Origin of the sequence: Maricaulis maris (assembly GCF_036322705.1) — a bacterium.
Classification (GTDB): domain Bacteria; phylum Pseudomonadota; class Alphaproteobacteria; order Caulobacterales; family Maricaulaceae; genus Maricaulis; species Maricaulis maris_B.
Map to the genome: position 1 here is coordinate 1601945 of NZ_AP027270.1, position 26645 is coordinate 1628589.

At 63.8% G+C, this 26645-nt stretch carries 22 protein-coding genes; 8 read left to right on the forward strand and 14 right to left on the reverse strand.

The window, feature by feature from the left end; translation table 11 throughout:
• The first annotated feature begins 124 nt into the window (after positions 1-124).
• From parE to AAA969_RS07510, 6 genes are all read left to right on the forward strand, one after another.
• Positions 125-2143 (forward strand): DNA topoisomerase IV subunit B, encoded by a 2019-nt coding sequence (gene parE, locus AAA969_RS07485; protein ID WP_338245212.1) that lies wholly within the window; start codon positions 125-127, stop codon positions 2141-2143.
• A gap of 122 nt (positions 2144-2265) precedes the next feature.
• Positions 2266-4875, forward strand: coding sequence for a M14 family zinc carboxypeptidase (locus AAA969_RS07490; RefSeq protein ID WP_338245214.1), 2610 nt, complete (start codon positions 2266-2268; stop codon positions 4873-4875).
• Between the two features lie 182 nt (positions 4876-5057).
• On the forward strand, positions 5058-6485 hold the full coding sequence (locus tag AAA969_RS07495; RefSeq protein ID WP_338245215.1) for an amidohydrolase: 1428 nt from the start codon (positions 5058-5060) through the stop codon (positions 6483-6485).
• Positions 6485-7756 carry an amidohydrolase family protein gene (locus AAA969_RS07500; RefSeq protein ID WP_338245217.1) on the forward strand — a complete coding sequence of 424 codons (1272 nt, stop codon included), beginning with the start codon at positions 6485-6487 and terminating at the stop codon, positions 7754-7756. The genes AAA969_RS07495 and AAA969_RS07500 overlap by 1 nt, the downstream gene beginning before the upstream one ends.
• 112 nt (positions 7757-7868) lie before the next feature.
• Positions 7869-9437 carry a DEAD/DEAH box helicase gene (locus AAA969_RS07505; RefSeq protein ID WP_338245220.1) on the forward strand — a complete coding sequence of 523 codons (1569 nt, stop codon included), beginning with the start codon at positions 7869-7871 and terminating at the stop codon, positions 9435-9437.
• A 153-nt stretch (positions 9438-9590) separates the two neighbouring features.
• Positions 9591-10649, forward strand: coding sequence for a GGDEF domain-containing protein (locus tag AAA969_RS07510; protein ID WP_338245222.1), 1059 nt, complete (start codon positions 9591-9593; stop codon positions 10647-10649).
• 63 nt (positions 10650-10712) lie between these two features.
• Here the strand turns inward: AAA969_RS07510 and AAA969_RS07515 are convergent, their stop codons facing one another.
• The 12 genes from AAA969_RS07515 to AAA969_RS07570 are packed head-to-tail and all read right to left on the reverse strand — an operon-like array spanning position 10713 to position 19605.
• Complete coding sequence (locus AAA969_RS07515) at positions 10713-11297, reverse strand: glutathione S-transferase N-terminal domain-containing protein (RefSeq protein WP_338245224.1); 585 nt, start codon at positions 11295-11297, stop codon at positions 10713-10715.
• A 6-nt stretch (positions 11298-11303) separates the two neighbouring features.
• The gene (locus tag AAA969_RS07520; protein ID WP_338245226.1) at positions 11304-11663 is read right to left on the reverse strand and encodes a HesB/IscA family protein; all 360 of its coding nucleotides are present in this window, start codon (positions 11661-11663) and stop codon (positions 11304-11306) included.
• 9 nt (positions 11664-11672) lie between these two features.
• On the reverse strand, positions 11673-12101 hold the full coding sequence (locus AAA969_RS07525) for an SUF system Fe-S cluster assembly protein (RefSeq protein WP_338245228.1): 429 nt from the start codon (positions 12099-12101) through the stop codon (positions 11673-11675).
• Positions 12102-12109: 8 nt separating this feature from the next.
• Positions 12110-13351 carry a cysteine desulfurase gene (locus AAA969_RS07530; RefSeq protein ID WP_338245230.1) on the reverse strand — a complete coding sequence of 414 codons (1242 nt, stop codon included), beginning with the start codon at positions 13349-13351 and terminating at the stop codon, positions 12110-12112.
• The gene (gene sufD, locus AAA969_RS07535) at positions 13348-14376 is read right to left on the reverse strand and encodes a Fe-S cluster assembly protein SufD (RefSeq protein WP_338245232.1); all 1029 of its coding nucleotides are present in this window, start codon (positions 14374-14376) and stop codon (positions 13348-13350) included. The genes AAA969_RS07530 and sufD overlap by 4 nt, the downstream gene beginning before the upstream one ends.
• A 3-nt stretch (positions 14377-14379) precedes the next feature.
• Positions 14380-15144 carry a Fe-S cluster assembly ATPase SufC gene (sufC, locus tag AAA969_RS07540; protein WP_425325043.1) on the reverse strand — a complete coding sequence of 255 codons (765 nt, stop codon included), beginning with the start codon at positions 15142-15144 and terminating at the stop codon, positions 14380-14382.
• 39 nt (positions 15145-15183) lie between these two features.
• Entirely contained in the window at positions 15184-15891 is a 708-nt protein-coding gene (locus tag AAA969_RS07545; protein ID WP_338245236.1) for a hypothetical protein, read from the reverse strand.
• Between the two features lie 8 nt (positions 15892-15899).
• Positions 15900-16118, reverse strand: coding sequence for a hypothetical protein (locus AAA969_RS07550; RefSeq protein ID WP_338245238.1), 219 nt, complete (start codon positions 16116-16118; stop codon positions 15900-15902).
• Positions 16115-16459, reverse strand: a complete 345-nt coding sequence (locus tag AAA969_RS07555) for a hypothetical protein (RefSeq protein ID WP_338245241.1) — start codon at positions 16457-16459, stop codon at positions 16115-16117. Before AAA969_RS07555 ends, AAA969_RS07550 begins: the two co-directional genes overlap by 4 nt.
• Complete coding sequence (sufB, locus tag AAA969_RS07560) at positions 16459-17934, reverse strand: Fe-S cluster assembly protein SufB (RefSeq protein WP_338245243.1); 1476 nt, start codon at positions 17932-17934, stop codon at positions 16459-16461. The genes AAA969_RS07555 and sufB overlap by 1 nt, the downstream gene beginning before the upstream one ends.
• 1 nt (position 17935) lies before the next feature.
• Positions 17936-19099 (reverse strand): cysteine desulfurase family protein, encoded by a 1164-nt coding sequence (locus AAA969_RS07565; protein WP_338245245.1) that lies wholly within the window; start codon positions 19097-19099, stop codon positions 17936-17938.
• A gap of 5 nt (positions 19100-19104) precedes the next feature.
• Entirely contained in the window at positions 19105-19605 is a 501-nt protein-coding gene (locus tag AAA969_RS07570) for an Rrf2 family transcriptional regulator (RefSeq protein ID WP_338245247.1), read from the reverse strand.
• 209 nt (positions 19606-19814) lie between these two features.
• Here AAA969_RS07570 and AAA969_RS07575 point away from each other — a divergent pair, with 209 nt between their 5' ends.
• Positions 19815-20498 (forward strand): alpha/beta hydrolase, encoded by a 684-nt coding sequence (locus tag AAA969_RS07575; RefSeq protein ID WP_338245249.1) that lies wholly within the window; start codon positions 19815-19817, stop codon positions 20496-20498.
• 77 nt (positions 20499-20575) lie between these two features.
• On the opposite strand, the gene AAA969_RS07580 is transcribed toward AAA969_RS07575, so the two are convergent.
• Positions 20576-21682, reverse strand: coding sequence for an anhydro-N-acetylmuramic acid kinase (locus AAA969_RS07580; RefSeq protein WP_338245251.1), 1107 nt, complete (start codon positions 21680-21682; stop codon positions 20576-20578).
• A 63-nt stretch (positions 21683-21745) separates the two neighbouring features.
• Between AAA969_RS07580 and tyrS the strand changes: the two genes are divergently transcribed.
• A complete protein-coding gene (gene tyrS / locus AAA969_RS07585) occupies positions 21746-22993 on the forward strand; it encodes a tyrosine--tRNA ligase (protein WP_338245253.1) in 1248 nt (415 codons plus the stop codon).
• Between the two features lie 16 nt (positions 22994-23009).
• Here the strand turns inward: tyrS and AAA969_RS07590 are convergent, their stop codons facing one another.
• Positions 23010-26576: an AsmA-like C-terminal region-containing protein gene (locus tag AAA969_RS07590; protein WP_338245255.1), complete on the reverse strand. Its 3567-nt coding sequence runs from the start codon at positions 26574-26576 to the stop codon at positions 23010-23012.
• Positions 26577-26645: the final 69 nt, after the last annotated feature.

Below are 26645 nucleotides of genomic sequence, written 5' to 3' on the forward strand. Positions count from 1 at the left end.
GCCGGGCCGTTTTCCTGTGGATGACCCGAAAAAGCGCTGTGTCGTGCTGTGCTGCAAGGCTATCCGCACCCGAATCGCTGCGTAGACTTTGCCTCCTGATCGCCGACTCGTGCAAAGTGGATACATGTCGAACCAGAACTCCGATTCCGACCTGTTTTCCGGCGCTCCCGCGCCGACGCCGTCCAAAGGACCCGGCCCGGGCTATTCCGCGGCCCATATTGAGGTCCTCGAAGGGCTCGAAGCGGTTCGCCGTCGCCCCGGCATGTATATCGGCGGGACCGATGAGCGCGCTTACCATCACCTCTTCGCCGAGATTCTCGACAACTCCATGGACGAAGCTGTCGCCGGCTGGGCAGACCGGATCGAGGTCGCGGTCGACGAGGACGGCTATATTACGGTCACCGATAATGGCCGCGGCATCCCGATCGATCCGCATCCCAAATATCCCGACAAGTCAGCCCTCGAAGTCGTTCTGACCGTGCTGCACGCCGGCGGCAAGTTCTCAGACAGCGCCTACAAGACGTCTGGCGGACTGCATGGTGTCGGCATCTCGGTGGTCAACGCCCTGTCCGAAGTGCTCGATGTCGAAGTGGCGCGTGAAAAGACACTGTGGACCCAGTCCTATTCGCGCGGCCTGCCGCTTGGTCCGCTGGTCAAGGTGGGCCCTGCACCGAACCGGCGCGGGACGAAGATCCGTTTCCTGCCCGACACCCAGATTTTCGGCGACAAGATGTCGGTCAAGCCGGCCCGCATCTACGCCATGGCCCGCTCCAAGGCCTTCCTGCGCCGCGGCGTGAAAATCCAGTGGCGCTGCGCGCCAAGCCTGGTCGAAGGCACCGATACTCCGGCCGAAGACATCCTCTGTTTCCCGGGCGGCCTCGCCGACCGAATGGCGGAAATGTCGGCGAAGCGGGCCCTGGTCACGACCGAAGCCTTCAATGGACGGGTCGAGCGTGAGGATGGCGGCGGCGGTGTCGAATGGTCGATCACCTGGTCGGCGAATGGCTATGGCGGCGATGCGGACGGTTTCTGCCAGTCCTACTGCAACACGGTGCCGACACCGCAGGGCGGCACCCACGAGCAAGGCCTGCGTTCGGCCCTGTCCAAGGGCTTGCGCGCCCACGCCGAACACACCCATGCCAAGAAAGCAGCCCAGATCACCGCCGAAGATGTCATGGGCGGGGCCGGCGCGCTGGTCTCTGTCTTTATCGGCGACCCGGAATTCCAGGGGCAGACGAAAGAACGCCTGGCCACACCGGAAGCTGCAAAGCTCGTGGAGACCGCCGTTCGCGACCAGTTCGACCACTGGCTTGCCGGCTCACCGAAGGAAGCGGCCAAGCTGGTCGAGTTCGCGATCGAGCGGGCCGACGACCGGATGCGCCGCCGCAAGGAAAAGAACGTCAAGCGGCAGACCGCCTCGCGGCGGCTTCGTTTGCCGGGCAAGCTGGCGGACTGCTCGCGGGCCGATGCGGATGGCACCGAGCTCTTCCTGGTCGAGGGCGATTCGGCCGGCGGCTCCGCCAAACAGGCCCGCTCGCGCCAGACCCAGGCGATCCTGCCGCTGCGCGGCAAGATCCTGAACGTCGCTTCGGCCACAGCCGACAAGATCTCCGCCAACCAGGAGATCAGCGATCTCCTGCTCGCGCTCGGCTGTCAGACCGGCAGTCGGTTCAAGCTGGAAGAGCTGCGCTATGAACGCGTCGTGATCATGACCGACGCCGATGTCGATGGTGCCCATATCGCGGCCCTGTTGATCACCTTCTTCTATCGTTCCATGCCGGAGCTTATTCATTCCGGTCGGCTCTTCCTAGCCCAACCGCCGCTCTATCGCCTGACCCAGGGCACCCGGACACTCTATGCCCGCGATGACGCCCATCGCGAACAATTGATCCGCGATGAGTTCAAGGCCACAGGCAAGATCGATGTCGGTCGGTTCAAGGGTCTCGGCGAGATGACGCCGTCACAGCTCAAGCAGACCACGATGGACCCGGCCGTCCGCACCCTCGCCCGTGTCGTGATCGACGAGGGTGACCTGCCGACGCTGGAGGCGCTGGTTGAAACCCTGATGGGCAAGAAGCCGGAAGCGCGTTTCAAGTTTATCCAGGACAATGCCAGCTTCGTTACCGAAGAGCTCGACCTCTAGGCCAACAGCCCGCCTGTACCGTTGCGTTGCATGACCGGACTGTCCGGCCAGTGGACAAGCGCGTGGGCCGCGCTAGCCTCACGCTCAAACGGGATAACAGAATCACCGAGGGGAAGCCGATGATGAAACGACGCTCTATCCGACAGGGTCTGGCAGGCAGCGTCCTGTTGGCCGCCAGCCTGGCCGTCACGGCCGGAACGGCACACGCCGAACCGATCGAGTTTTACCAGGTCGATGGCGTGACCTATGACGCCAGTGTTCCGGCACCGGAGGATGTCATTGGCTGGGGTGTCGGGGACCGTCCGGTCCGCCATGACCAGCTCGTCGACTATCTGACGCAGATCGCGAACGGATCAGACCGGATCAGTGTCGAGACCATCGGCTATACCCACGAGCGTCGGCCGATCCTGTTCTTTGTCGTCACCTCGCCGGAGAACCATGCCCGGATTGACGAGATCCGAGCGAACCACCTCGCTTCGCTGCAGCCGGGGGCCGCGGCCTCTGACGGTCCGGCCATCATCTGGCTGAACTATGGCGTGCATGGCGCCGAGTCGGCCGGCATGGACGCCTCCCTGCCCACGCTCTACCACCTCGCCGCAGCGGAAGGCGCCGAGATCGAGCAGACCCTCGACGACAGCGTCATCCTGATCACCGCAATCTTCAATCCGGATGGTCATTCGCGCCGGATCAATCATGTCGAGACCTTCGGCGGCGATGTCCCGGTGACCGACCCCGACCATGAGCAGCACAATCTCTGGACCGCCGCCCGGACCAATCACTACTGGTTCGACCTCAACCGGCAATGGCTGCTGCAGACCCAGCCGGAATCCCGAGCCTGGCTTGAGCAGTGGCATGAGTGGAAGCCGCAGGTATCCGCCGATTTCCACGAGATGGGTACGGAAAGCACCTTTTACTTCCATCCGGGCGAGCCGCTGCGCCGCAACCCGCTCATCCCCGAGCAGGCGCGTGAGCTGACGCTCGGCATCGCCCAGCACCATATCGACTTCCTGGATAGCGAGGCACGCCTCTATACGTCCGAGGAAGGCTTCGACAATTTCTATGTCGGAAAGGGCTCGACCTACCCGCAGGTCAACGGGTCGCTGGGTATTCTGTTCGAGATTGGTGCGGCCCGGGGCGGCCTCATCGAGTCCGAGCGCGGCCTGGTCAGCCATGGCGACAATGTCCGGACCCATTTCCGGACTTCGCTGACGACGATCGAGGGCGGCCTCGCCGCCCATGACGAAATCGCCGCCTATCAGCGCGAGTTCTTCGCCAATTCGATGAATGCGGCCGGGCGCGACCGCGACCGCGGCTTCGTCTTCACGGCAGCCGGTGACCCGGCCCGGGCCAACATGTTTGTTGACCTGCTCAACCGGCACGATATCCGGGTCAATCGCCTCGCCAGGGACGTGCGCAGCAATGGCCGCACCTATCGCGCTGGCGAGAGCTTTGTCGTTGAACTGGCCCAGCCGCAATACACGATGATCCGCTCCCTCTTCGACCGGGTTACCGAATTCGACGAGAACATCTTCTATGATGTCTCCGGCTGGACCCTGCCGCTGGCCTATGACCTCGACTATGCCGCGCTTGGCCGGGACTGGTCGAGCGACCTGCTTGGCAGCGAAACCGGCCCGGCAGACCTCGCCGCCCCCGTCCCGCCCCGCTCGACCTATGGCTATGTCCTGCGCTGGTCGGACTATTATGCACCGCGCGGGCTCTACCGTCTGCTGGACGAAGAGATCCGGGTCCGCGTGGCCACCCAGCCGACAACGATTGCGACCCATCTCGGCGCCACCGAGTTCGGTCCCGGCGCCGTCTTCGTGCCGCTGGTCGGACAAGATGCCGACCGCGAGACGATCTACCAGCTGGTCCAGACGATTGCCCGCGAGGACGGCGTTGCTGTCCATGCCGTGACCTCCGGTTCAACGGCTGGCGGCTCGCCGGATCTCGGCGACGGCAACGGCTTCCGAGCCGTCCGGCGTCCGGAGGTCCTTGTGCTCTTTGATGACGGGTTGGCGAGCTATGATGCCGGCGAGGTCTGGCACCAGCTTGACCACCGCATGCATGTGCCGGTGACCCTGCGCCGCAAGAATGATCTCGGGGGCCTCGACTGGTCACGCTACACCCACCTCGTGATGGTCGGTGGCGGCAATACCGGCCTGTCCGCCGGGGCTGCCGAGCGCGTTGGTCAGTGGATCCGCGAAGATGGCGGCGTACTCGTGACAATGCGCCAGGCCTCCCGCATGGCCCAGAGCACCTTCTTCGGCCTTGATCCCGTGGAAGACGCCGAGGACGAGAGCGACACCGACACGGTCGACCGGCGCAACTATGCCGAGATGGGCGTGGATGATGCCGAGCATGTAATCGGCGGAGCGATCTTCCAGACTGATCTGGATCCCTCGAACCCGATAGGCTTCGGCTATGCCGACCGCATGCTGCCGGTTCATCGCAACACCAGCTTCACGCTCCAGCGCCCGGACGACAACCCGTTCGCGGTTGTGGCCCAATACACCGATGCGCCGCTCCTGTCGGGCTACGCCTCACAGCGGCGCCAGGACGAGATTGCCGGCTCTCCGGCCATTATCGCCCAGCGCCTCGGTCGCGGAACGGTCGTCATGTTCGCGGACAACCCGACCTTCCGGGCAACCTTCCGGGGCACCGAGCGCGCTTTCATGAACGCCATCTTCTTTGGCTCGCTCATTGATCGGCCGTTTGGCGATTACGAGGAATAACCGGGCGTGTGACGTCGCACCTGTGTGGCGTCATACCCGCCCTCCTCGAATCGTCAATTCTTTTGCCGGCTGACCGGATCGGGGTTTGACGGCTGGCCTGTGAAGGCGTTCAATCACACCATATTTTCCGGCTGCACAGCACCGGATGCAAACTGGGGAATAACCGAAGTGGGGAATAAGCAATGACACTCAAGGCATGGATGCCGGCGCTGACGGCAACTGCCGTCCTGGGGCTGGCGGCGTGCAGCGCCGGAACCGAAACGGATGTTTCGACCGCTGCCACAGCAGACACGGACATCGTCCGGCACAGCCTCGATCCCTATCCCTCGACCTATACGCCGCGCCCGAGCGGCGTGACCCTGATCCAGGGGGGCACGGTCTTTGACGGGCTCGGCGGTGAAATCGAGAACGGGGATGTATTGATCGAAAACGGCCGCATCACCGCGGTTGGTACCGGTCTGGAAGCCCCGGATGGCGCGACCGTGATCGACGCCGCCGGGCGCTACATCACCCCCGGCGTCATCGATATCCACTCCCATCTCGGCGCCTACCCCTCGCCCGGCGTCAGCGCGCACAGCGATGGCAATGAAGCCACCCAACCGGTCACGTCCGAGGTCTGGGTCGAGCACAGCGTCTGGCCGCAGGATCCGGGGTTCGACACTGCCCTCGCCGGGGGCGTTACAACACTCCACGTCCTGCCCGGCTCGGCCAACCTGTTTGGCGGCCGCGGCGTGACCCTGCGCAACATTTCCGGCCGCACGGTCCAGGAAATGAAATTCCCTGACGCGCCCTACACGCTGAAAATGGCCTGCGGTGAAAACCCGTCGCGGGTTTATGGGAATCGCGGCCAGTCGCCGGCCACGGATATGGGCAATATGGCCGGATATCGGGCAGCCTGGATCCGGGCGTCGGATTATCGCGACAGCTGGCATGAGTACTGGGAGGCGGCCGAGAATGACGAGGATGCCACGCCGCCGACACAAGACCTCGAACTCGACACGCTGATGGGTGTCCTCGACGGCGAAATCCTGATCCAGATGCACTGCTACCGAGCTGACCAGATGGCTTATATTATGGATATGTCGCAGGAGTTCGGCTACCAGGTCACGACCTTCCACCACGCTGTTGAAGCCTACAAGATCCCCGATCTCCTTGCCGAGAACGGCACCTGTGCCGCGGTCTGGGCCGATTGGGGCGGGTTCAAGATGGAAGCCTATGATGCGATCCGGGAAAACCTCGCCATGACCCATGCCAATGGGGCCTGTGCGATGATCCACTCGGACAGCGAGATGGGCATTCAGCGCCTGAACCAGGAAGTCGCAAAGGCGTTGGGTGACGGTCGTCGCGCCGGGCTTGAGATATCCGACGGCGAAGCCTGGCAATGGCTCTCGTCCAACCCGGCCCAGGCGCTTGGCATTGCCGATCAGACCGGCAGCCTTCAGCCCGGCCTGCGCGCAGACGTCGTGCTGTGGTCCGGCAATCCCTATTCCACCTACACGCGGGCAGACCAGGTCTGGATCGATGGCGCCATGAGCTATGATCGCCGCGATGAAAGCCTGCAGCCGGTGCGTGACTTCATGCTCGGCCAGCCCGGCGAGGGAGACCAATAATGAAAACCATTCTTCCCGTGCTCGCCCTGGCACTCGCCAGCACAGCACCCAGCCTCGCCCAGAGCTACGCGGTCACCAATGGCCGGGTCGTCACCAATTCCGACCAGGGCATTCTTGCCAACGGCACCGTCCTGGTGCGTGACGGCAATATCGTCGCGGTCGGAACCGATGTGAGCATCCCCAACGGCACCGAAATCATCGACGCCAATGGGGGATGGATCACCCCGGGCCTGTTCGCGCCCTACACCCAGATCGGTCTCATTGAAGTCGCGCTCGAGGGTTCGACCACGGATGCAGGCGCCGACGATTCGCCTTACTCGGTCGCCCTCGACGTCAGCGACGGCTTCAATCCGATGGGCACACACATTGCCTCGACGCGCATGCGCGGAATCACCCGGGCTGCCATCTATCCCTCGACCGGCCACAATATCTTTGCCGGCCAGGGTGCACTGGTGGAGACCGGCGGCGACGCTAACTCGGTATTCCAGAGCGGCAGCTTCGTGTTCGCCGATCTCAGCCAGTCCGGCGCCTCGACTGCCGGCGGCTCCCGCCCTGCTGCCTGGGCCTTCCTGGAAGCCGCCTTCAGCGATGCCCGCGGCTATCCGGGTCGGTTCTCGGCGGATCATCAAGGCGACGCGCTGAACCGCTATGATGCCCAGGCCTTGCTGCCGGTCGTTCGTGGCCGCGTGCCGCTGGTGCTCAATATCGACCGCGCCGTGGACCTGCACCGGGCCATCCGCTTCCAGGCGGAGAATGCTCCGGTTCAGATCATCATCGAAGGCGGGGCTGAAGCCTGGATGGTGGCCGATGAACTGGCCGCAGCCGGGATCCCGGTGATGCTTGACCCGCTGCGCAACCTGCCGGCCTCCTTCGACGAGATCGCCGCGACGCTGGATGGCGCCCGCCGTCTTCACGCCGCAGGCGTGACGGTGGCCTACACCACGCTGACATCGGACGGCTATTACAACGCCCGCCTGATCACCCAGCATGCCGGCAATGCCGTCGCCAACGGTGTCGCCTGGGACCAGGCTTTCCGTTCGATCACGCTCACGCCCGCCGAAATCTATGGCGTGGGAGACCGTTATGGGGCCTTGGCGACCGGCTATGCCGGCGACGTCGTGGTCTGGGACGGTGATCCGCTGGAAGTGATGAGCTCACCGATCGCGGTGCTGATCGATGGCGAGCCGACCGAGATGGATTCGCGGCAGACCCGCCTGCGGGACCGTTACATCAATATCACGGACGACACGCCATACGCCTATCGGCGCTAGGGATCAGCCTTGTTGCGTTGACTTGCAGCAGGTCCCCCGTATTTTGCGCTCACCAAGCGGCCGCGCCACTCTGGCGCGGCCGTCGTGATTTTAATGCAAACCAAAGGACGCCATGACGTTCGCAGAACTGGGTCTGAGCCCAAAACTACTCGAAGCCATCGAACAAGCTGGCTATAGCGAACCGACCCCGATCCAGGCCGGCGCCATTCCTCCGGCGCTTGCCGGACGCGACGTGCTTGGTATTGCGCAGACGGGAACCGGCAAGACCGCGTCCTTCACCCTGCCCCTGATCGAGCGCCTGTCACGTGGCCGCGCCAAGGCCCGCATGCCGCGCTCCCTCATCATTGCACCGACCCGCGAGCTGGCGGCCCAGTGCGCCGAGAATTTCGAGACCTATTCGAAAGGTCAGAAGCTCTCGATGGCCTTGCTGATCGGCGGCGTCGCCTTCGGCCCGCAAGAAGAAATCCTCAACAAGGGCGCCGATGTCCTGATCGCGACCCCGGGTCGTCTGCTCGACCATTTCGGGCGCGGCAAACTGCTGATGAACGGTGTCCAGATGCTGGTGGTTGATGAAGCCGACCGCATGCTCGACATGGGCTTCATCCCGGATCTCGAGAAAATCTTCTCGCTCATCCCGCCGCCTCCGCGCCGTCAGACCCTTTTCTTCTCGGCCACAATGCCGAAGGAAATCCAGAGCCTGGTCGATCGGTTCCTGCGCGACCCTGTTCGCGTGGAAACCTCGCGCCCGGCGCAAACGGCGGTCAATATCAAGCAGCTGATGATCCGCCTGAAAGACAATTCCGGAAAGGCCAAGCGGGACGCCCTGCGCGCCGCCATGTCCCGCGAAGAGGTCAAGAACGGCATTATCTTCTCGAACCGCAAACGTGATGTGGACATCGTCGCGCGCTCGCTCCAGCGCCACGGTTTCTCGGCTGCGCCGATCCACGGCGATCTCGATCAATCAGCCCGCACGCAGACCCTGGCGGATTTCAAGGCGGGGACCCTTCGTTTCCTCGTTGCCAGTGATGTCGCGGCACGCGGGCTCGATATCCCGGACGTGAGCCATGTCTTCAATTACGACATGCCGCACCACGCCGACGATTATGTCCACCGCATCGGACGTACCGGACGGGCGGGCAAGTCCGGGGAATCCGTGACAATCTTTGCACCCGGTGATGAGAAAAACCTGGCCGCCGTGCTGAAGCTGATCAAGGAAGACATCCCGGAACTCGTCCTGGACGGCGTCAATTCCGAGGCACCGGCGAAAGCTGCGCCGGATTCTGGCGCATCCGGCGGCCGGACCCGTGGTACATCGGCCCGTTCCGGAGCCCGCTCCGAGCGCAGTTCCGGCGGCCGCACTCGCAAGCCCGGCTCTGCGGACGCCCAGACGACAGAGGATGCGGCACCGGCAGCGTCTCCAGCGCCGACCCCGGCTCCGGCCCCGGCTGTTGAGGCCGAGGCCAAGCCAAGACCCGTCAAGTCGCGCGAAGCCCGCAAACCGGAACCAACCTCGCCCGAGCCGGCCGCTGCAAAGCCGCCTCAGCAACGGGATTCCGGTACGGCCAGCCCAAGACCATCCAACCGCAAACCCGGTCAAAGACGCGAGCGCGGCTCTGACCAGGACCGTTCGGTTGTCGGGTTTGGCGACCATGTTCCAGGCTTCATGAATGCCGGAAAGTGATGGCTCGCTAAGCCATCACACCGCCCTGATCGGGCCCGATGCAGTGCCTGTTCATACTGTATGATCGATTTTTACCACTTCTTTCCCTTTGCGGTTTAGCTTGCCAATCACCGCAGGGCGAAGTCATTCGCTTCCGCAGGAAAGGAATTTCTGGTGAACGGTCGACTGCTTGGTAAAGACGGACGTGAGTTCGCGCTTAAGGCGCTGGATCTCATGGAACAATTCGGCATCGCGCCGACACCTGAAAACTATGCAGTGTGGATCTGCTTTGCCAGCGACACCAATCCGGAGCTGTGTGAGACGCTGAAGGCTCAAATCGAGTCAGGCGAGGGTTTCAACGACAGCGTTAACGCCGAGCTGTTCGAGCAGTATTTCCAGTGGAAGGCGATCCAGGATGCGATCCTGGAGAGCGGCGGCGTGATGTGCCGCGAGCTTGGCGCCGTCCAGCAGACCCTCGAAGCCGCCGAGCGCGACACCGCCGCTTATGGCAAGGCCCTTGAGGGTGCCAGCAACGAACTCTCGACCACCAATCCGGACGCACCGGGAATGAAGCGCCTGGTCGAAAGTCTGGTCTCTGCCACCGCCCGGATGCAGCGCCGCAGCCAGGCTCTGGAAGACCGCCTGCAAGCGACATCCAATGAAGTCACGCAATTGCGCTCGCACCTGGAAAAAGTGCGCGAAGAAGCCATGACCGATGCCCTCACCGGCATCGCAAACCGCAAGCGTTTTGACGAATCCTTGCGTCGCGCCCGCCGCGATGCCGAGACCAAGAAGCAGCCGCTCAGCCTGATCCTGTGCGATATCGATTTCTTCAAGCGCTTCAACGACACCTGGGGCCACCAGACCGGCGACCAGATCATTCGCTTCGTCGCCGGCTGCCTGACCCGGCATGCGGGCGAGCACCATCTCGTGGCACGTTATGGCGGGGAGGAATTCGGCATTGTGATGCCGAACACGGCACCCAATGTCGCTGAGCAGGTCGCCGAAAAGATCCGGCGCACGGTCGAATCAAAGAAATTGCTGCGCAAGTCCACCAATGAGGACCTTGGTACGATTACCGTATCGCTTGGCATCGCGACCTACCAGGAAGGTGAGTCGATCGAGGACCTGATCGAACGCTCTGACACGAACCTCTACCGGTCCAAGACCGAAGGCCGCAACAGGACGACCACCGATGACGGTCGCAACCGCTCCCGCAGCGCCGCAGCCTGAGACACCACCTGACACATAACGACCGAACAGGCCGCCCTCGCAGGCGGCCTTTTCATGTCTGCTTCAGCCGACGGGTCGGGTTTGCGCGAAGCTGAGCCGTTCCTCCCAAGCCTCCAAAAGCGAGGCCAGACGGGGCCGACCACTTCGCCAATCGCTCTCGGGGTAGCGGAAATCCAGATAGGAGAGCGCGACGGCCAGTGTCAGCGGTCCTTGCGCCAGCGTCGTGGCGAGTGTGCCAATGGCCGCTTCCAGCTGATCAAGCGCCCTCATGATCCCGCGCTCGCGCCGACCAATCCAGTAAGCAGACTGGATCCCTTCGTCGCGAACCATTTCGACGCGGCGGGCCACGGACAGATCAAGCAGTCCATTGCCCAGTGCTTCCAGCCGGCGGTCGTTCCAGTCACGGGGCCAGGGGTTTCCAACCTGCTCGCACAGGTAATCGGCAATCACAGCGCTCTCGGTCAGCGCCTGACCATCATCGAGAATAAGGCAGGGAACACGGCCAAGCGGATTGGCTTTCAGCAGTTCGGGGTCATCATCAAAGGGATGGGACTCAGCCTCCTCCACCCGCTCACCCAGCCCCAGCTCACGCACCATGACGCGACATTTGCGGGAATAGGGTGACGGGATCGAGATGATGAGCTTCAAAACGGATCAGACTTCCTTGACCGGGACGATGGTCACGCTTTCCCCGCAGCCGCAGGCATCGGTCTGGTTGGGATTGTTGAACACGAATTTCGCGTGCAACGGGGAGATTTCATAATCGATCTGCGTGCCAAGCAGGAAGAGCAGAGCCTTGGACTCCAGGACGATCTCCACGCCCTGGTCCTCCACGCGTTCATCCAGCGGCCCCGGCGCTTCCACGTAGGCCATCTCGTATTCCATGCCGGCGCAGCCGCCATTCTTGACCCCGACGCGCAGGAAGCCGGCGCCACGCTGCGCCATCAGCGCCTTGACGCGATCGGCAGCGGCTTCGGTCAGGGACACAGCCTTGGGACGTTCACGTACAGCCACATTGGCCTCCTAGAACATGTTGAGCGCGAGACGCGCTTCGTCGGACATCCGGTCGGGTGTCCAGGGGGGATCAAAGGTCAGATCAACCAGCGCCTTCTCGACGCCATCGACCTTCTCGACAGCATCCTGAACCCAGCCGGGCATCTCGCCAGCCACCGGGCAACCCGGAGCGGTCAGCGACATCTGCACCTTCAGGGTCCGATCGTCTTCCAGGTCGACCTTGTAGATCAGCCCGAGCTCATAGATGTCGACCGGAATTTCCGGATCGTAGACGCTCTTCAGCGCCGTCACGATATCATCCGTAATACGGGCAAGCTCGCCCGCCGGGATCGCGCCGGTTCCGTCGGCGGGCTTGGCCACAGGCTCCTCGGTAACCGGTGCCGCTGGCGCAGCCGGGGCAGACAGGTCGATCACATCGCGGTCGGTTCGGTCAGTCATGATAGATCCTAGATGAGGAAGTCACGGGCCTTTTTCAATGCGTCGACAAACGCATCGGCCTCTTCGATCGTGTTGTAGATGGCAAAACTGGCGCGGGCGGTCGATCCGACCCCCAATCGCCGCATGAGCGGTTGTGCGCAATGATGGCCGGCTCGCACGGCAACGCCGTACTTGTCGAGGATTTGTGCGACATCGTGGGGGTGGGCCCCCTCCAGCGCAAAGCTGATGATAGCCCCCTTCTCCTGGGCCGTCCCGAAGACGCGCAGACCGTCAATCTCTGCCAGGCCGGTCATCGCCCGATCAAGCAGGGTGCGCTCATGCTCCAGGATCGCCATGCGGTCGTGGCGCTCCAGCCAGCGAATGGCGGCACCAAGCCCGATGGCGTCGGCAATCGCCGGCGTGCCGGCCTCGAACTTGTTCGGGGCATCGGCAAAGGTGACATGGTCTTCAAAGACATCGGCGATCATCTCGCCGCCGCCCATGTAAGGCGGCAGGCGGTCGAGCCAGTCGCCCTTGGCATAGAGCGCGCCAATGCCTGACGGTCCGTAGAGCTTGTGCCCGGTAAAGACAAAGAAGTCGCATTCCAGCGCCTGAACGTCGACCGGCAGGTGGACGGCGGACTGGGAACCATCCAGCAGAACGGGGACGTCCTGCGTCTTGGCAATCGCATTGATGCGGGCCACCTCGTTCACCGTGCCGAGCACGTTTGACATGTGGGTGATGGCGATCAGCCTGGTCTTCTCGTTAACCATGCCTGCCAGCTGTGGATAATCGAGCTCACCCGATTCCGTAACCGGCGCCCAGCGCAGCTTTAATCCTTTGGAATCAGCCAGCAGTCGCCAGGGCACGATATTGGAGTGATGCTCCATCTGCGAGATAATGATCTCGTCGCCCGCGTTCAGAAGCTGGCCGAAAGAGTGGGCGACCAGATTGATGGCCTCGGTCGATCCGCGGGTAAACACGATCTCCTCGGTGCGCGCTGCGTTGAGGAAACGTCGGACGTCCTCGCGCGCGCCCTCGAAGGCCTCGGTCGTCTCATTGGCCAGCGTATGCAGGCCGCGGTGCACATTGGCGTAATGCGCCCGGTAGACGCCGGCGATGCTCTCGATCACGAATTCCGGCTTCTGGGCCGAGGCGGCATTGTCCAGATAGCGCAGCGGATAGCCGTTGATCTCGCGTTGCAGGATCGGAAATTCGGCGCGGATGGCGTCGACATTCAACGGCGCCTTGATCTGGCTCTGGACGGTCATGCGAGCGCCTCCAGCCTGGTCCGCAGGACGGATTTCAGGGTCTCGCGCAAGGTCTCGTCGCGGACCATGTCGAGCGGCTCGGCGAGATAGCTTTCAATCAGCAGCGCCCGCGCCTTGGCTTCGGGCAGGCCGCGCTGACGCATGTAGAAGAGCGCGGTTTCGTCCAGCGTTCCCAAGGCATTCCCATGCGCACACTGGACATCGTCGGCATAGATTTCCAGCTCCGGCTTGGCATCAATCTCGGCCTTCTCACCGAGCATCAGGGCCCGGTGGGTCATGCGCGCATCGGTTTGCTGGGCGGCGCGGTCAACGATGAACTTGCCCTGGAAGACGCCATGACCGCCGGAGGCCACGGCCCCCTTGACCAATTGCCGCGTCTGGCACCCGGGGCCGGTGTGATGCACGACAGTGGTACTGTCGGCATGGCGACCCGCGCCGAGAATATAGGCACCACCCAAAGCCACCGAAGCGCCCTGCCCCGGATGGTGAATATGGGTCTCGTTGCGTGACAGCCTGGCGCCGTTGTCGAACATCGTCTGATTCAGGCTGGCATCTTCGTGCAAGTTGATCTCGGCTGAGCCGACAAAGACAGCGTCTTCATGATGGTCGGCGACCACGATCCGGTCGAGGCGGGCCCCGGCCTCAATGGTGATGTCGAGATGCCAGTTGCCCAAGGCACCGGCCTCTCCGCAAAGCCGCTCAACGAGGGTCACGCTGGCGCCCGCCGGAATGACCAGCGCGGCATCACCGGCACTGGCGCCCGGCGAAGCCGTCACCGTCAGCTCGATCCGGTCGCCATCAACGGCCGAAGCCAGTCCGGCCAGTCCGGAGACCGACAGCTCACCCGGCGCGCTGACATCATTGGCGGCGCGGCGCAGGTCGGACCATTTCCAAAGTTCGTGGCGGCGGGTCGGCAGCCCGTCCTTGCGGGTCGCCTCGCGCAATTGCGCGCGCCAGCCGGTCGCGCCCTCGAGGGCTTCGATCAGGGCCGTTTCGGCCGGGGTATGGGTCAGGATTGCGGTCATGCCTCAGGCCGCCTCGCCGAGATACTTGTCATAGCCCTCAGCCTCGAGCTCATGCGCCAGCTCCGGGCCGCCAGACTTGACGATGCGGCCATCGGCCATGACATGGACGACGTCCGGGGTGATGTGATCGAGCAGGCGCTGGTAGTGAGTGATCACCAGCATCCCGCGCTCCGGCGAACGCAGCGCATTGACGCCGTCGGACACGACTTTGAGGGCATCAATGTCCAGGCCGCTATCGGTCTCGTCGAGGATGAGGAATTTCGGCTCGAGGACCAGCGCCTGGAGGATCTCCATGCGTTTCTTCTCACCGCCGGAGAAGCCGACATTGACCGGGCGCTTGAGCATGTCCATCGAGACGTTGAGCTGCTTCGCCTTCTCGCGGATCAGCTTCATGAAGTCCGGCGCCGACACGGCCTCTTCACCGCGCGTGGCGCGCTGGGCATTGAGCGCTTCCTTGAGGAAGGTGATGGTTGGAACGCCCGGGATTTCAACGGGATACTGGAAGGACAGATAGAGACCCAGCGCGGCGCGCTCTTCCGGTGCCAGCTCGGCCAGGTCCTCGTCGGCAAACATCATTGATCCGCCGGTGACTTCATAGCCGTCACGTCCGGTCAGGACATAGGACAGGGTCGACTTGCCCGAGCCGTTCGGACCCATGATGGCATGGACCTCGCCGGCGGGAACCTCAAGCGAGAGACCTTTCAGGATCGGCTTTTCCTCGCCGTCCTGGGTTTCGACTTTGCAGCGCAGGTCCTGGATTTTCAGCATGGTCATGTCCGTCTTTTCTCGTGGATTATCGCGCCCGACCTAGTCGGCGAGCGAGGCCTGGCAAGCGGCAAGGATGGCGTCGGCGTCAAGACCACGGGCCACAATGCCCGAGCCATCTGTCAGGGTGCATTGCCCGGCGGCTGCGTCGATGCGGAGTTCGTAAATGTGGACGAAGCCATCCACATCAAGCCGTTGCGCGGTTTCATGATAGGTCGCGGCATTGTCCCGCGTGGTCGTGATCACCATGCCGTCGCGGATCTCGAACGCGTCAACGCCGAACCCGCCGAGCTCGCCGGACGGGTAGTAGATCCCGTCCTCATCGGCCTGCCAGACATAGTAATAGGTGTTCACATTGCCGGTGATGTAGGGGATGAACAGCTCCGGCGTGCCGTCCTCATTGATATCGCGCAAGGACGGTGCCGAGACGACGCTTTCAATGGTCAGCGGATCGGAGGCGTCGAGCAGTTCGCCGGTCATCGGATTGTGCTGGGTGAAGCTGAGGACCGCGTCCCACTCGCTTGATTCATAAGCGAAATTGAGCAGGACATCGCCAGGCATCAGGGCACAGTCGACGGCGCCGGCGGACCCGATCTCCAGCGTGTCACACCAGGGCATGTCGGCTTCATCGTGGGTGAAGTCCGGCTGCGAGAAATCCTGCGCCGAGGCGGTCCCGACGAGCGCGCCAACAACGACGCTGCCCAGCAGCATCTTCGTCCGGGTCATCGTGGTGGTCTTCCTGGTGGTCATCGTCATCATCATCTTGCCCCCGTCATGGAAAGGCTGGCGCGCGCATCAGTCCTCGCTCTTCCAGTAGTCGACCGGCTCGGCGGTATAGGCGCGATGGTCAGGCAACAGCCGAGCTGCTCCAGCCCGATCAACGGACCGAGGCGCGCGAGATCGGCCGAGAAGATCTCGCCATGGCCGATGTGTTCCAGGGCGACATCGTCGATATGGGTGATGGGGGAGCGAGTCATGGAGTCGACACCTTTTCTTCAGCCGTCAATTCACGACCGAGGTCCCAATCATAATTTTCGAGGAAGGCCGCTGCGCGCGCCTCGTCATAGCCCGCTTGCCGAGCGCGCCGTAGAAAACGAGCGGTGTGCATGCGGCTCGCCACAACTCGAATGCCAAAACTCACAACGAGAAGCCCGGCGATCGCGAGTACAGCCCACCACTCCACCGACTCAGGCAGGAATGCGAACACAAATCCGCCCGCCAGCAAGAACAGTCCAGGAAGGAAGGTGACCCCGAACAGGGTCTCCAGGCCAGCCGGAACAGTTTCGTGATGGATCTCGCTGAGCGGAGCCTTTTCCATCACCCCACACTCCCCTCAAGCGAGACCTTCAGCAGCGCCTGCGCTTCCACCGCGAACTCCATCGGAAGCTGCTGCAGGACGTCCCGAACGAAACCATTAACCAGCAGCGCCGTCGCTGCCTCTTCACTGAGGCCGCGCTGGCGGGCGTAGAAGAGCTGGTCTTCGGACAGTTTGGTGGTGGTGGCCTCGTGTTCGAGGACGGCCTTGGGCGTCTTGCACTCGACATAGGGCACGGTGTGGGCGCCGCACTGATCACCGATCAAGAGGCTGTCGCACTGGGTGAAGTTGCGCGCACCCTCGGCTTTCGCGTGCACAGAAACGAGGCCGCGATAGGTCTGGTCTGAGCGGCCCGCCGAGATACCTTTGGAGATGATCCGGCTGGTCGTGCCCTTGCCGAGATGGATCATCTTGGTGCCGGTATCGGCCTGCTGGCGGCCATTGGTCACCGCGATCGAATAGAACTCGCCGCGCGAATTCTCGCCGCGCAGGATGCAGGACGGATATTTCCAGGTGATGGCGGAGCCGGTCTCGACCTGGGTCCAGGAAATCTTCGAGTTCTTGCCGCGGCAATCGCCGCGCTTGGTAACGAAGTTATAGACCCCGCCCTTGCCGTTCTCGTCCCCAGGCCACCAGTTCTGGACGGTGGAATACTTGATCTCGGCATCGTCCAGCGCGACCAGTTCGACGACGGCGGCATGGAGCTGGTTCTCGTCGCGCATCGGCGCCGTGCAGCCTTCCAGATAGGAGACGTAAGCGCCCTTGTCGGCGATGATCAGGGTGCGTTCGAACTGTCCGGTGCCTTGGGCATTCATCCGGAAATAGGTCGACAGCTCCATCGGGCAGCGCACGCCCGGCGGGACATAGACGAAAGACCCGTCCGAAAAGACGGCCGTGTTCAGCGTGGCGAAGAAATTGTCCGAAGCCGGCACGACCGAGCCGAGGTATTTCTTCACCAGCTCGGGATGCTCGCGCAGCGCTTCGGAGATCGAGCAGAAGATCACCCCGGCCTTGGCCAGCTCGGCCTTGAAGGTTGTGACCACCGAGACCGAGTCGAAGACGGCATCGACGGCCACGCGGTTTTCCGAACCTTTGACGCCAAGCAGGACTTCCTGCTCCTTCAGCGAAATACCGAGCTTGGCGAAGTCGGCGAGGATTTCCTCGGGGACATCGTCAATGCTGTCATACTTCGCGCCGTCCTTGGGCTCGGCATAATAGTGGATGTCCTGATAGTCGATCTTGGGATAATCGACATTCGCCCACTCAGGCTCCTTCATGGCCGAGAAGCGCTCGAGTGCATCCAGACGCCAATCCAGCATCCATTGGGGCTCGCCCTTCTTGGCCGAGATGAGACGCACGGTCTCCTCGTTCAGCCCCTTGGGTGCGAGATCCTGTTCGATATCCGTGGTGAAGCCGTACTTGTACTTGTCGGCTTCCAGATTGCGAACGTCTTCGATGGTTTCCTTGACCGCAGCCATACTATCCTACCGCCTCTTCAGGCACTGGTGTGAGTGTCGGGGAAATGCGCGCCAGCGCCGTCGACCAAGCGTCGATGAAGGCGTCTGCATCATCCGGCTTTGAATTCCAACCGAGGCTGACACGGATAAAGCCCTGTGATGCAGCCTCGGATAGTCCGAGCGCCGTGCCGATCTTCGAGCCCTTGGAGGTGCCCGAGGAACAAGCTGATCCGGCACTGATTGCCACACCGGCCAGATCAAGCGCCATGACCTGGGTCGCGCCGGGCCAGCCCGGCTGGCACAGGCCGAGCGTATTGGGCAGGCGCGGCGCGCCGGCGCCGATCTCGATCAGCTCCGGCGATAACGTCTTCAGCTTCGCCGCCATGCGATCCCGGTGGGGGGCCAGTGCCGCGAACGCATCGAGGGTGGCCACGGCTTCATCAAGCGCCGTCGCCAGACCGACAATACCGGCAACATTGTGGGTACCGGCACGACGCCCCTTCTCCTGCCCGCCACCGTGATGGTGTCGCGCCATCGGCGCATCGCAGCTCGCCAGCAGCGCGCCCACGCCCTGGGGCCCACCGAACTTGTGCGCCGAGATCGCCATGTAGTCGCAACCAATGCCCGCGAAATCGACGGCGATCTTGCCGACCGCCTGGATGGCGTCGACAACGCTCAACCCACCGGCCTCCCGGACCAGGGCGGTTGCCTCGGCGACCGGCTGGAGGGTGCCGATCTCGTTATTGGCCAGCATCATGGCCAGCAGCGGCCTACCATCCCGATCCGACCAGCGCGAAAGCCGCTCGGCCAGCCAGGCAATTTCGACCACGCCCTGGTCATTGATCGGCCAGACGTCGACGGGCAGCCCGCTTGCCGCGGCAGTCGCGGCAACCGCTTCGTGCTCGATAGCCGTCACAATGATGCGCCCAACCATGCCGGCACTGATCGCCGCGTGGAGGGCGAGGTTGAGAGCCTCGGTGCCGCCCGAGGTGAAAACGATATCCTCCGGACGGGCACACAGCGCCTTGCCGACCTGGCGACGGGCGGTCTCGACACGTGCCATCGCGCCTTGGCCGTCAGCATGGACGGAGGACGGATTGCCGGTCTGCGCCATGACAGCCGACATGGCCTCAATCACACTCGGCCGGACCGAGGTGGTCGCATTGTGGTCGAGATAGGTGCGCATGGTTTCTATTCAGCAGCGTGAATTTCAGTGGCGCCCGGCTTGCCGAGGCCGCGCGGCACCGGACGTTCCAGGCGTCCTGTCGCCCCTGCTGCCGAGCCGAACAACCGGCGCTCCAGCACGTCTTCAAGCGTGACGGAGGACAGATAGAGGTAGATGTGACGGCCGAGCTCGTCCCACAGATCGTGGGTTATGCAGCGCCGTCCATCGCTGAGGCAGCCCTTGGCCTCCGAGCACCGGGTCGCCCGCAGCGGCTCGTCGACAGCCAGGATGATATCCGAGATCCGGATCTGGGTCGGGGTGCGGCTGAGCTTGTAGCCACCGCCCGGCCCGCGCACGGACGACACGATATCGGCCCGGCGCAGCTTGGCGAAAAGCTGCTCGAGATAAGAGAGGGAGATGGACTGGCGCGACGCGATATCGCTCAGGGTGACCGGACCGGATTCGGCGGCATCCGCCAGGTCGGCCATGGCCATCACGGCATAGCGCCCTTTTGTGCTCAGCTTCATGCGTTTACCTCCTTAAATACTCGCATCGGGCGGGCCGATCATGCTAAGACCCGCCTTTCCGGAGGGGGGCCGACCTTGTTGCGAGGGACGCTCGTCCAATATCCGAGTGAATTAGTCAAGAATATGCGCGCGCTTCTGTGCACTTTCAATGGGCGAAATGCCGCATATTCACGGGACCCAGACAGAACGACCCAAAAAGGCGAGACTGAATGCCTGATGTGATCATCCCCGGCCCGGCCGGACGGCTTGAAGGGCGCTATAGCCCGAGCGAAGACCCGACTGCTCCGATTGCCCTTATCCTGCATGCCCATCCGCTCGGCGGCGGGCATATGGAAAACCCCTCCGCGGAGATGATGTATGACGTCTTCCGCAAGCGGGGCTTTGCCACCTTGCGGTTCAATTTCCGTGGCGTGGGCCGGTCCCAGGGCAGCTATGACCAGGGGCTCGGCGAGCTCTCCGATGCAGCCACCGTCCTCGACTGGGTCCAGGGCTATAACCAAGGTGCGCGCTTTTGTTGGGTGGCCGGTCACTCTTTCGGCGCCTGGGTCGGCATGCAGCTTTTGATGCGTCGTCCGGAGATTGCCGGGTTCGTTTCGGTCGCTCCGCCGACCAACATGTATGACTTCACCTTCCTCGCGCCCTGCCCGGCCTCGGGCATCATTGTCCACGGCGCCGCCGACAAGATCGTGCCGCCGGATGATGTCGAGCGCGTGATGTCAAAAGTCCGCGTCCAGAAGGGCATCGAGATCACGACCGAAGTCGTGCCCGACGCCAATCACCTCTTCTCCGATCATCTCGACGTGCTGGAAAAGCACATCGAGACCTATCTCGATGCCCACCTTCCGATGGTCGAGAAAGAACGCTCGGAACGCACGATCACCGGCAAGCGCTAGTCGCACCGCTTCATGCCGACAGCCAAAGCCCCGACCTGCAGGTCGGGGCTTTTTCTTGTCAGCGTGGCAGCAGGTATTCAGTCCGGCCTGGAGATCCGCCCGCCCGATACCGGTGCGGATGCGCCGGTGGTCGAGGGCAGGCTGGTCGGCAGACCGGCCTCGACCCGGGCCGCGAGCCAGGCGAAGGCCTCAGCCTCCAGCAAGTCACCCCGCCAGCCGACCGACTCGACCGGCTCGGGGGTCACACCGCAGGCCTCGCCAAGCGCGCGCATCAGGGTCGGGTTGTGACGTCCACCGCCGGTCACCAGCAGCCGCAGGGGCTGACCGAGCGCCGCGAGGGCATCGGCAACGGTTCGGGCGGTAAAAGCCGTCAGCGTCGCCGCCCCATCCTCGGGCGACAGGCCCGCAACGGGATCGAGGGTAAAGTCCCAGCGGTCCAACGACTTGGGGGGCACCAGCGCGAAGAAGGAGTGCGCCAACAACTGGTCGAGCGCAGCCGGGGCGACCTGCCCGCGCGCCGCCAGCTGGCCGTCGCGATCGAATGCCTCACCGACCTCACGCGTGCACCAGGCGTCGATCAACCCGTTGGCCGGTCCCGTATCGAATGCCACCGGGTCCGCGGTCGCACTCAGCCAGGTCACATTGGCGACCCCGCCCAGATTGAGGACCGCCAGCGGCCGATCGATATCTGACTGACGCGCCAGCGCGTCATGATAGAGCGTTGCCAGGGGGGCGCCCTGCCCGCCCTTTTCCATATCCGCAGAGCGGAAATCATGGACAACCGCGATACCGGTGGCTGCGGCCAGCGCCGGGCCGTCGCCGATCTGCAGCGTCTCCCCGACATGACCACCGGACGGCGCCTTGTGGAGAACGGTTTGACCGTGAAAGCCGACCAGGTCGATATCCGATGCCGCCAGCCCTGCCGCGTCCAGAACACGCTGGACCGCGAGTGAATGGCGCAGTGTCAGGACCCGCTCCGCCGCATCAAAACAGGGGCGATCACCGTCAAACCCCCAGGCCAGTGCGCGATCGACGGCGTCCTGAAGCGTGGCACGGTCACTGTCTGAATAGGATTGGGTCTCACCCGGGCCGAAACGGGCAATGCGCTCCCCGTCGGTCTCGATCAGGGCGGCATCAATGCCGTCCAGCGATGTGCCGCTCATCAAGCCGATGATCCGTTTCATGCAAGGCCCCTCTTTTCCCGGCGCGCCAGTCGACCTAGAAGCGTCTTATCAGGAGACATCTTCATGAGCGATTACAAGTCCGAACTCGTGCGCACACTGGTGGAGCGCGGCTACCACTTCCAGGCCACAGACCTGGACGGGCTGGATGCCCGCGCGAGCACCGGCATTGTCACCGGCTATATCGGCTTCGACGCCACCGCGCCGAGCCTGCATGTCGGTTCCCTGGTCCAGATCATGATGCTCCGCCGCATGCAGCAAGCCGGTCACAAACCCATCATCCTGATGGGCGGCGGCACCTCGAAAATCGGCGACCCCTCCGGCAAGGACAAGTCGCGCTCGATGATGACCGACGACACCATCGACGCCAACAAGGCCTCGATCCTGACCGCGTTCGGAAAGCTGGTACAGATCGGCGACGGCCCGACCGACGCCCTCGTCGTGGACAATGACGACTGGCTCTCGACCTTCGGCTATCTCGACTTCCTGCGCCGTTTCGGACCGCACTTCACCATCAATCGCATGATGACCTTCGACTCGGTCAAGCTGCGCCTCGAGCGCGAACAGCCTCTGACCTTTCTCGAGTTCAATTACATGCTGCTCCAGGCCGTCGATTTCCTCGAACTGAACCGGCGCCATGGCTGCACGCTGCAGCTCGGTGGCGGCGACCAGTGGGGCAATATCATCAATGGCGTGGAACTGTGCCGCCGGGTCGACCAGGCCGAGGTCTTCGGCTTCACCACGCCGCTGATCACCACGGCCTCCGGTGCCAAGATGGGCAAGACCGCCGACGGCGCGGTCTGGCTCAATGCCGACCAGCGCAGCCCGTATGAGTACTGGCAGTTCTGGCGCAATACCGAGGACGGCGATGTCGGTCGCTTCCTGCGCCTGTTTACCGATCTGCCGCTCGCCGAAATTGCCCAGCTTGAAGCGCTCGAGGGCGCCGGCATCAACGATGCGAAGGTCCGGCTCGCCAATGAGGCCACCACCCTCTTGCACGGCGCCGATGCGGCCCGCGCGGCGGAAGAGACTGCGCGTCAGACCTTCGCACAGGGCGGCAGCGGGGCAGCCCTGCCGACGGTCGAGTTCGAGGGACTGGCCGGAGGCGAGGTCACACTGGCGAGCCTGTTCGTGGCGGCCGGTCTGGCGGCCTCCAATGGCGAGATGAAACGGCATATCAAGGCGGGCGCCGCGAAGGTCAACGACCAGACCCTCACCGACATCGCCGCCCTGGCCGGCGGCTCGGATATCGTTGACGGCGCCATCAAGCTGTCGATTGGCAAGAAGCGCCACGCCCTCGCCAAACCGATCTGATCGCTAGCCTGGCCGGTCAGTCCGGCCCGCCATCCGGCACAGGTTCGGGTTCGGGCTCGGGCTCGGGCTCAGGCTCAGGATCGGGTTCTGACCCCGGCGTCGCAGCGCCGGACGCGTCAGAAGCGTCGCCCGCATCGCCCGCGTCAGGGAAAACCGCGCCTTCCTCGGACGACACGGTGTCGCCGGTCGCGGGTTCCGGCGGGCTTGTCTCATCGGCTCGATCCCGGGCCGCGCGCTCGGCAGCTGTGCCCTCGAACATGCGCCGGAAGACGCCGGGCGCGAGCGCTGCGAGAGGATTGGCAAACACCGTCAGGCTGTCGAACGGACCCTCCACCGAGTAGGTGATCCCGATCACCCCCTCGCCGGGCCGGGACACCAGCACCTCGCCAATGACGGGCAGCCCGCCAAACAGGGAATTGATGACATAGGACGGCGCCAGATTGCCATCGATGGCGGCATGGCGCTGGACGAAGTCGACTGTGCCCGATGCGGTCACACCAAGGGCACTGCCGCGGGCGCGCGCATCCTCGATCGTCAGCAGGCCGTCCTGATAGGCAATATCGGCATCGACCGCGTCGAAACTGATACCGTCCCCGTTCAGCAGCGCGCCCAGCCCCTGAAAGGAACCGGCGGCGAGGATCCGCGCCAGAACCGGCACCTGGACTAGCGTGAGATCACGAACCTCGACCCGCGCAGTCAGCGGCCCCTCGGCACCAAGCGGCGGAGCACTGCCGAGGACAGAAACCAGGCCACCGCGGGCATAGCCCTCGATCCCGACGAGGGCGGAGACCCGCTCAAGCGACTGCGCATCAATCCTGAATTGGCGCTCCCCGCCAGCCTCACTCGCGCCGAACGATGCCTGGAACGGGCCCTCAGCGGCATTGCCCGACAGCGAAACCGCGCGAATGCCGGCCTCTTCGCTACGCCAGATCAGATTGAACTGATCAAGCACGCTCTGCTCGGACAGGACCAGACGACCGACCGTGACCTGAAGGGAGAGTGGAAAGGATATCCCGCCCTGCCCGCCAAGCGAGGTTACCGAGGGCATCAGCGAGCTGATGTCTGCATACTGTCCCGTCAGCCGAACCCGCAGCGGGTCGCCCGGATCGAGCGGCGGGGTGACGTCGCCGGATACGTCGACCAGGCCCTCGACGAAGAGGCGGTCGACGGTGATATCGCGCAGGCTGCCATCGGCTCCCAGCACGGCGCCGGCCTCAAGTTGGGCGCCCTCGGCGTCCAGTCGGAGCGCGTTCAGATCATAGCCGCCATCATCACGCCGGGCGAGACCGAGAGAGGCCCGGCCCGCTTGCCCGGCCTCCTTGCTCCACACCCCGCCGGGCGCCTCGATCAGGGCATTGAGGAGGTCCGCCTCAATCTGCACCGAGCGAAAGTCGAGCCCGTTTGAAACCGCCTCCGCCGCGATCCGAATCGTACCGTCCAGATAGCGGCGGGCTGGCAGGTTGAAACGATCCAGCGTGCGCGCATTGATCTCGGTCTCCAGTCCGATCCGGGTGGAGGGACTGTCATCGCTCCGGCCGAATGTCTCGCGCCAGTCGATCCGGACCGGCGCGTCAAAGAGACGAGCGGTTCCCTCTGCCTGCAGGCCTGCCTGGCTCGCACGAATGCTGACCTCACCCTCGGTGAGCGCGTAATCGGTGCCCGGAACATCAAGGGACGCATTCGAGAAGTGACCGTCGATGAAAAACGCGATCTCTTCGGGATCGACCTCGGTCAGCATGGCGCGGCGAATGTCGAAACGCATCTCGCCCTCGCCACCGATCAGGTCCGGGTCCAGGCCATAATCCGACACGAGAAAGAGCGGATCCTCATCTATCAGCGCAAGGATGTCAGAGGCCTGACCGCGCACCAGGCCACCATAGCGGGCCATGGCTCCCTTCGGATTGAGCCGGGGCAGATCGACGAACCCTTCGCTGACCTCAAGCTCACCCAGCCTGCCGCTATCCATCGTTACTTCAAACGCATTGCCGCGAAGGACAGCGGAGCCGCGGGCCTCCGTGATTGCCGTCATCGTGGAAATATAGCGCACATGAGCGTCTTCAAAGTCGAAGCTCAAACTCATGCGATCATTCTCGAGCACCCCGGCGTCAATCGCCGAGGCAGGCAGGTCGAGATCGAAGCGCGCATTGTAGAAGCGCCCCCCGAGAATGCCCTCGCTGACCCATTCACGACCGCCATCAGCAAGAACAACGGGCCAGTACGCCAGGACAGTCTCTGGCTGGACGTCACCGACGATCGGTCCGGTCAGCTGAAGATTGGGCAGCCAGGTACCGTCCGGGCGCTGCTCCAGTTGCACGCCGCCGGCCAGCTCCGCCCGGATCGTATCGATCTCGACATCGAGACGGTCGAGTGTCACGGCGAACTCGTCGAGCCGGATTTCACCCGAGGCCGCCAGCAACCCCCACTCCGGCGCCCGCTCGAAGATCGGGCCGATATCGACGAAGCCCTCGCCAATGGCGAGCTGGAAACGCGCCCGCGTCGGCAGAGCGCCTTGATAGGCCCCGATCTCGGTCAGTCGACCCTCAATGGACGCCGCGAACAGATCGGACGTCACCCGGCCTCCATGCAGCGTCAGGACCCGCTCGACGGGATCGAAACTGGCGTAAAGATTGGCTCCGGCGAAGTCATGCACGGCACCATCGACGAGGATGGTCCCGGCCCCCGCCTCGAGTTGCAGCGATGCCGTCCGGATACCGCTTTCACGGGTGGCGTCCACGACGAAATCGAGGCTGATCGGCGCATCCAGTGCACGCAGGGCAGAGGCCGGCCCGCTGTCCGGTATGATGCCGGCTGGTGAGAGCCCGTCGAAACTCATCTCCAGCAGCAGGCTTTCCAGATTGGCGCCCGCCCGCAATCGCAGCTCGACCGGTGCAAAACCAGACGGCGTTGCCAACCGGCCTTCAAGCTCGGCCAGGAGTCGCGTGTCGTCGCGGTCAAGGATGACGCCGGCGGAGTCGATGAACCAGGCCAGTCCGGCCACATCATCGACCAGGCGGACCGCAGCATTGGAAATGTTGAGGCGCCGCAGACGGCCGAGCGAGCCGGGCGCATCGGGTGAGGCCAGGATTTCAAACAGGGAGGCGCTGTCATCGCCGCCCCGGGCCGGCAGGCGCGCGGTCGAGGCCACCCGTTCGACACCGCCAAGGCCCGCGGCCACCGCACCATCGGCCCGACGCACGATCGAAACCGACCCGCCATCAATGGTCAGCGCGACCGGCTCGATCCGGCCGAAGATCAGCGCGTCGGCGGCCAGACCGGCTTCAATGCGCGGGGCCCGGGTGACCACTTCACCGGAGCGCTCGGCAATGGTGACATCCGTCGCGACCAGCACGATGGCGCGGCTCGCGGGATCAAACCGCGCCTGCAAACTGCCCAGCGCCACCACCTCGCCCTCGAAGGCTGATGCCAGCATGGACTGGGCATCCTCGCGCAGGAATTCGAGCTCGACAGGGCCTGAAGACAGCCGCCAAAGGACGAATCCCACGCCGAAGATCACCAGCGCCAGCAGGGCGGCGACGGCCTCGAGCAGGTAGATCAACGTCCATTTGGCTGACTTGCGCAGCATTCAGACCGCCCCTCCCGCAGTCCACACACTGGACGTGGCGGGCTGGAGACGCACATTACACGGCCAGGA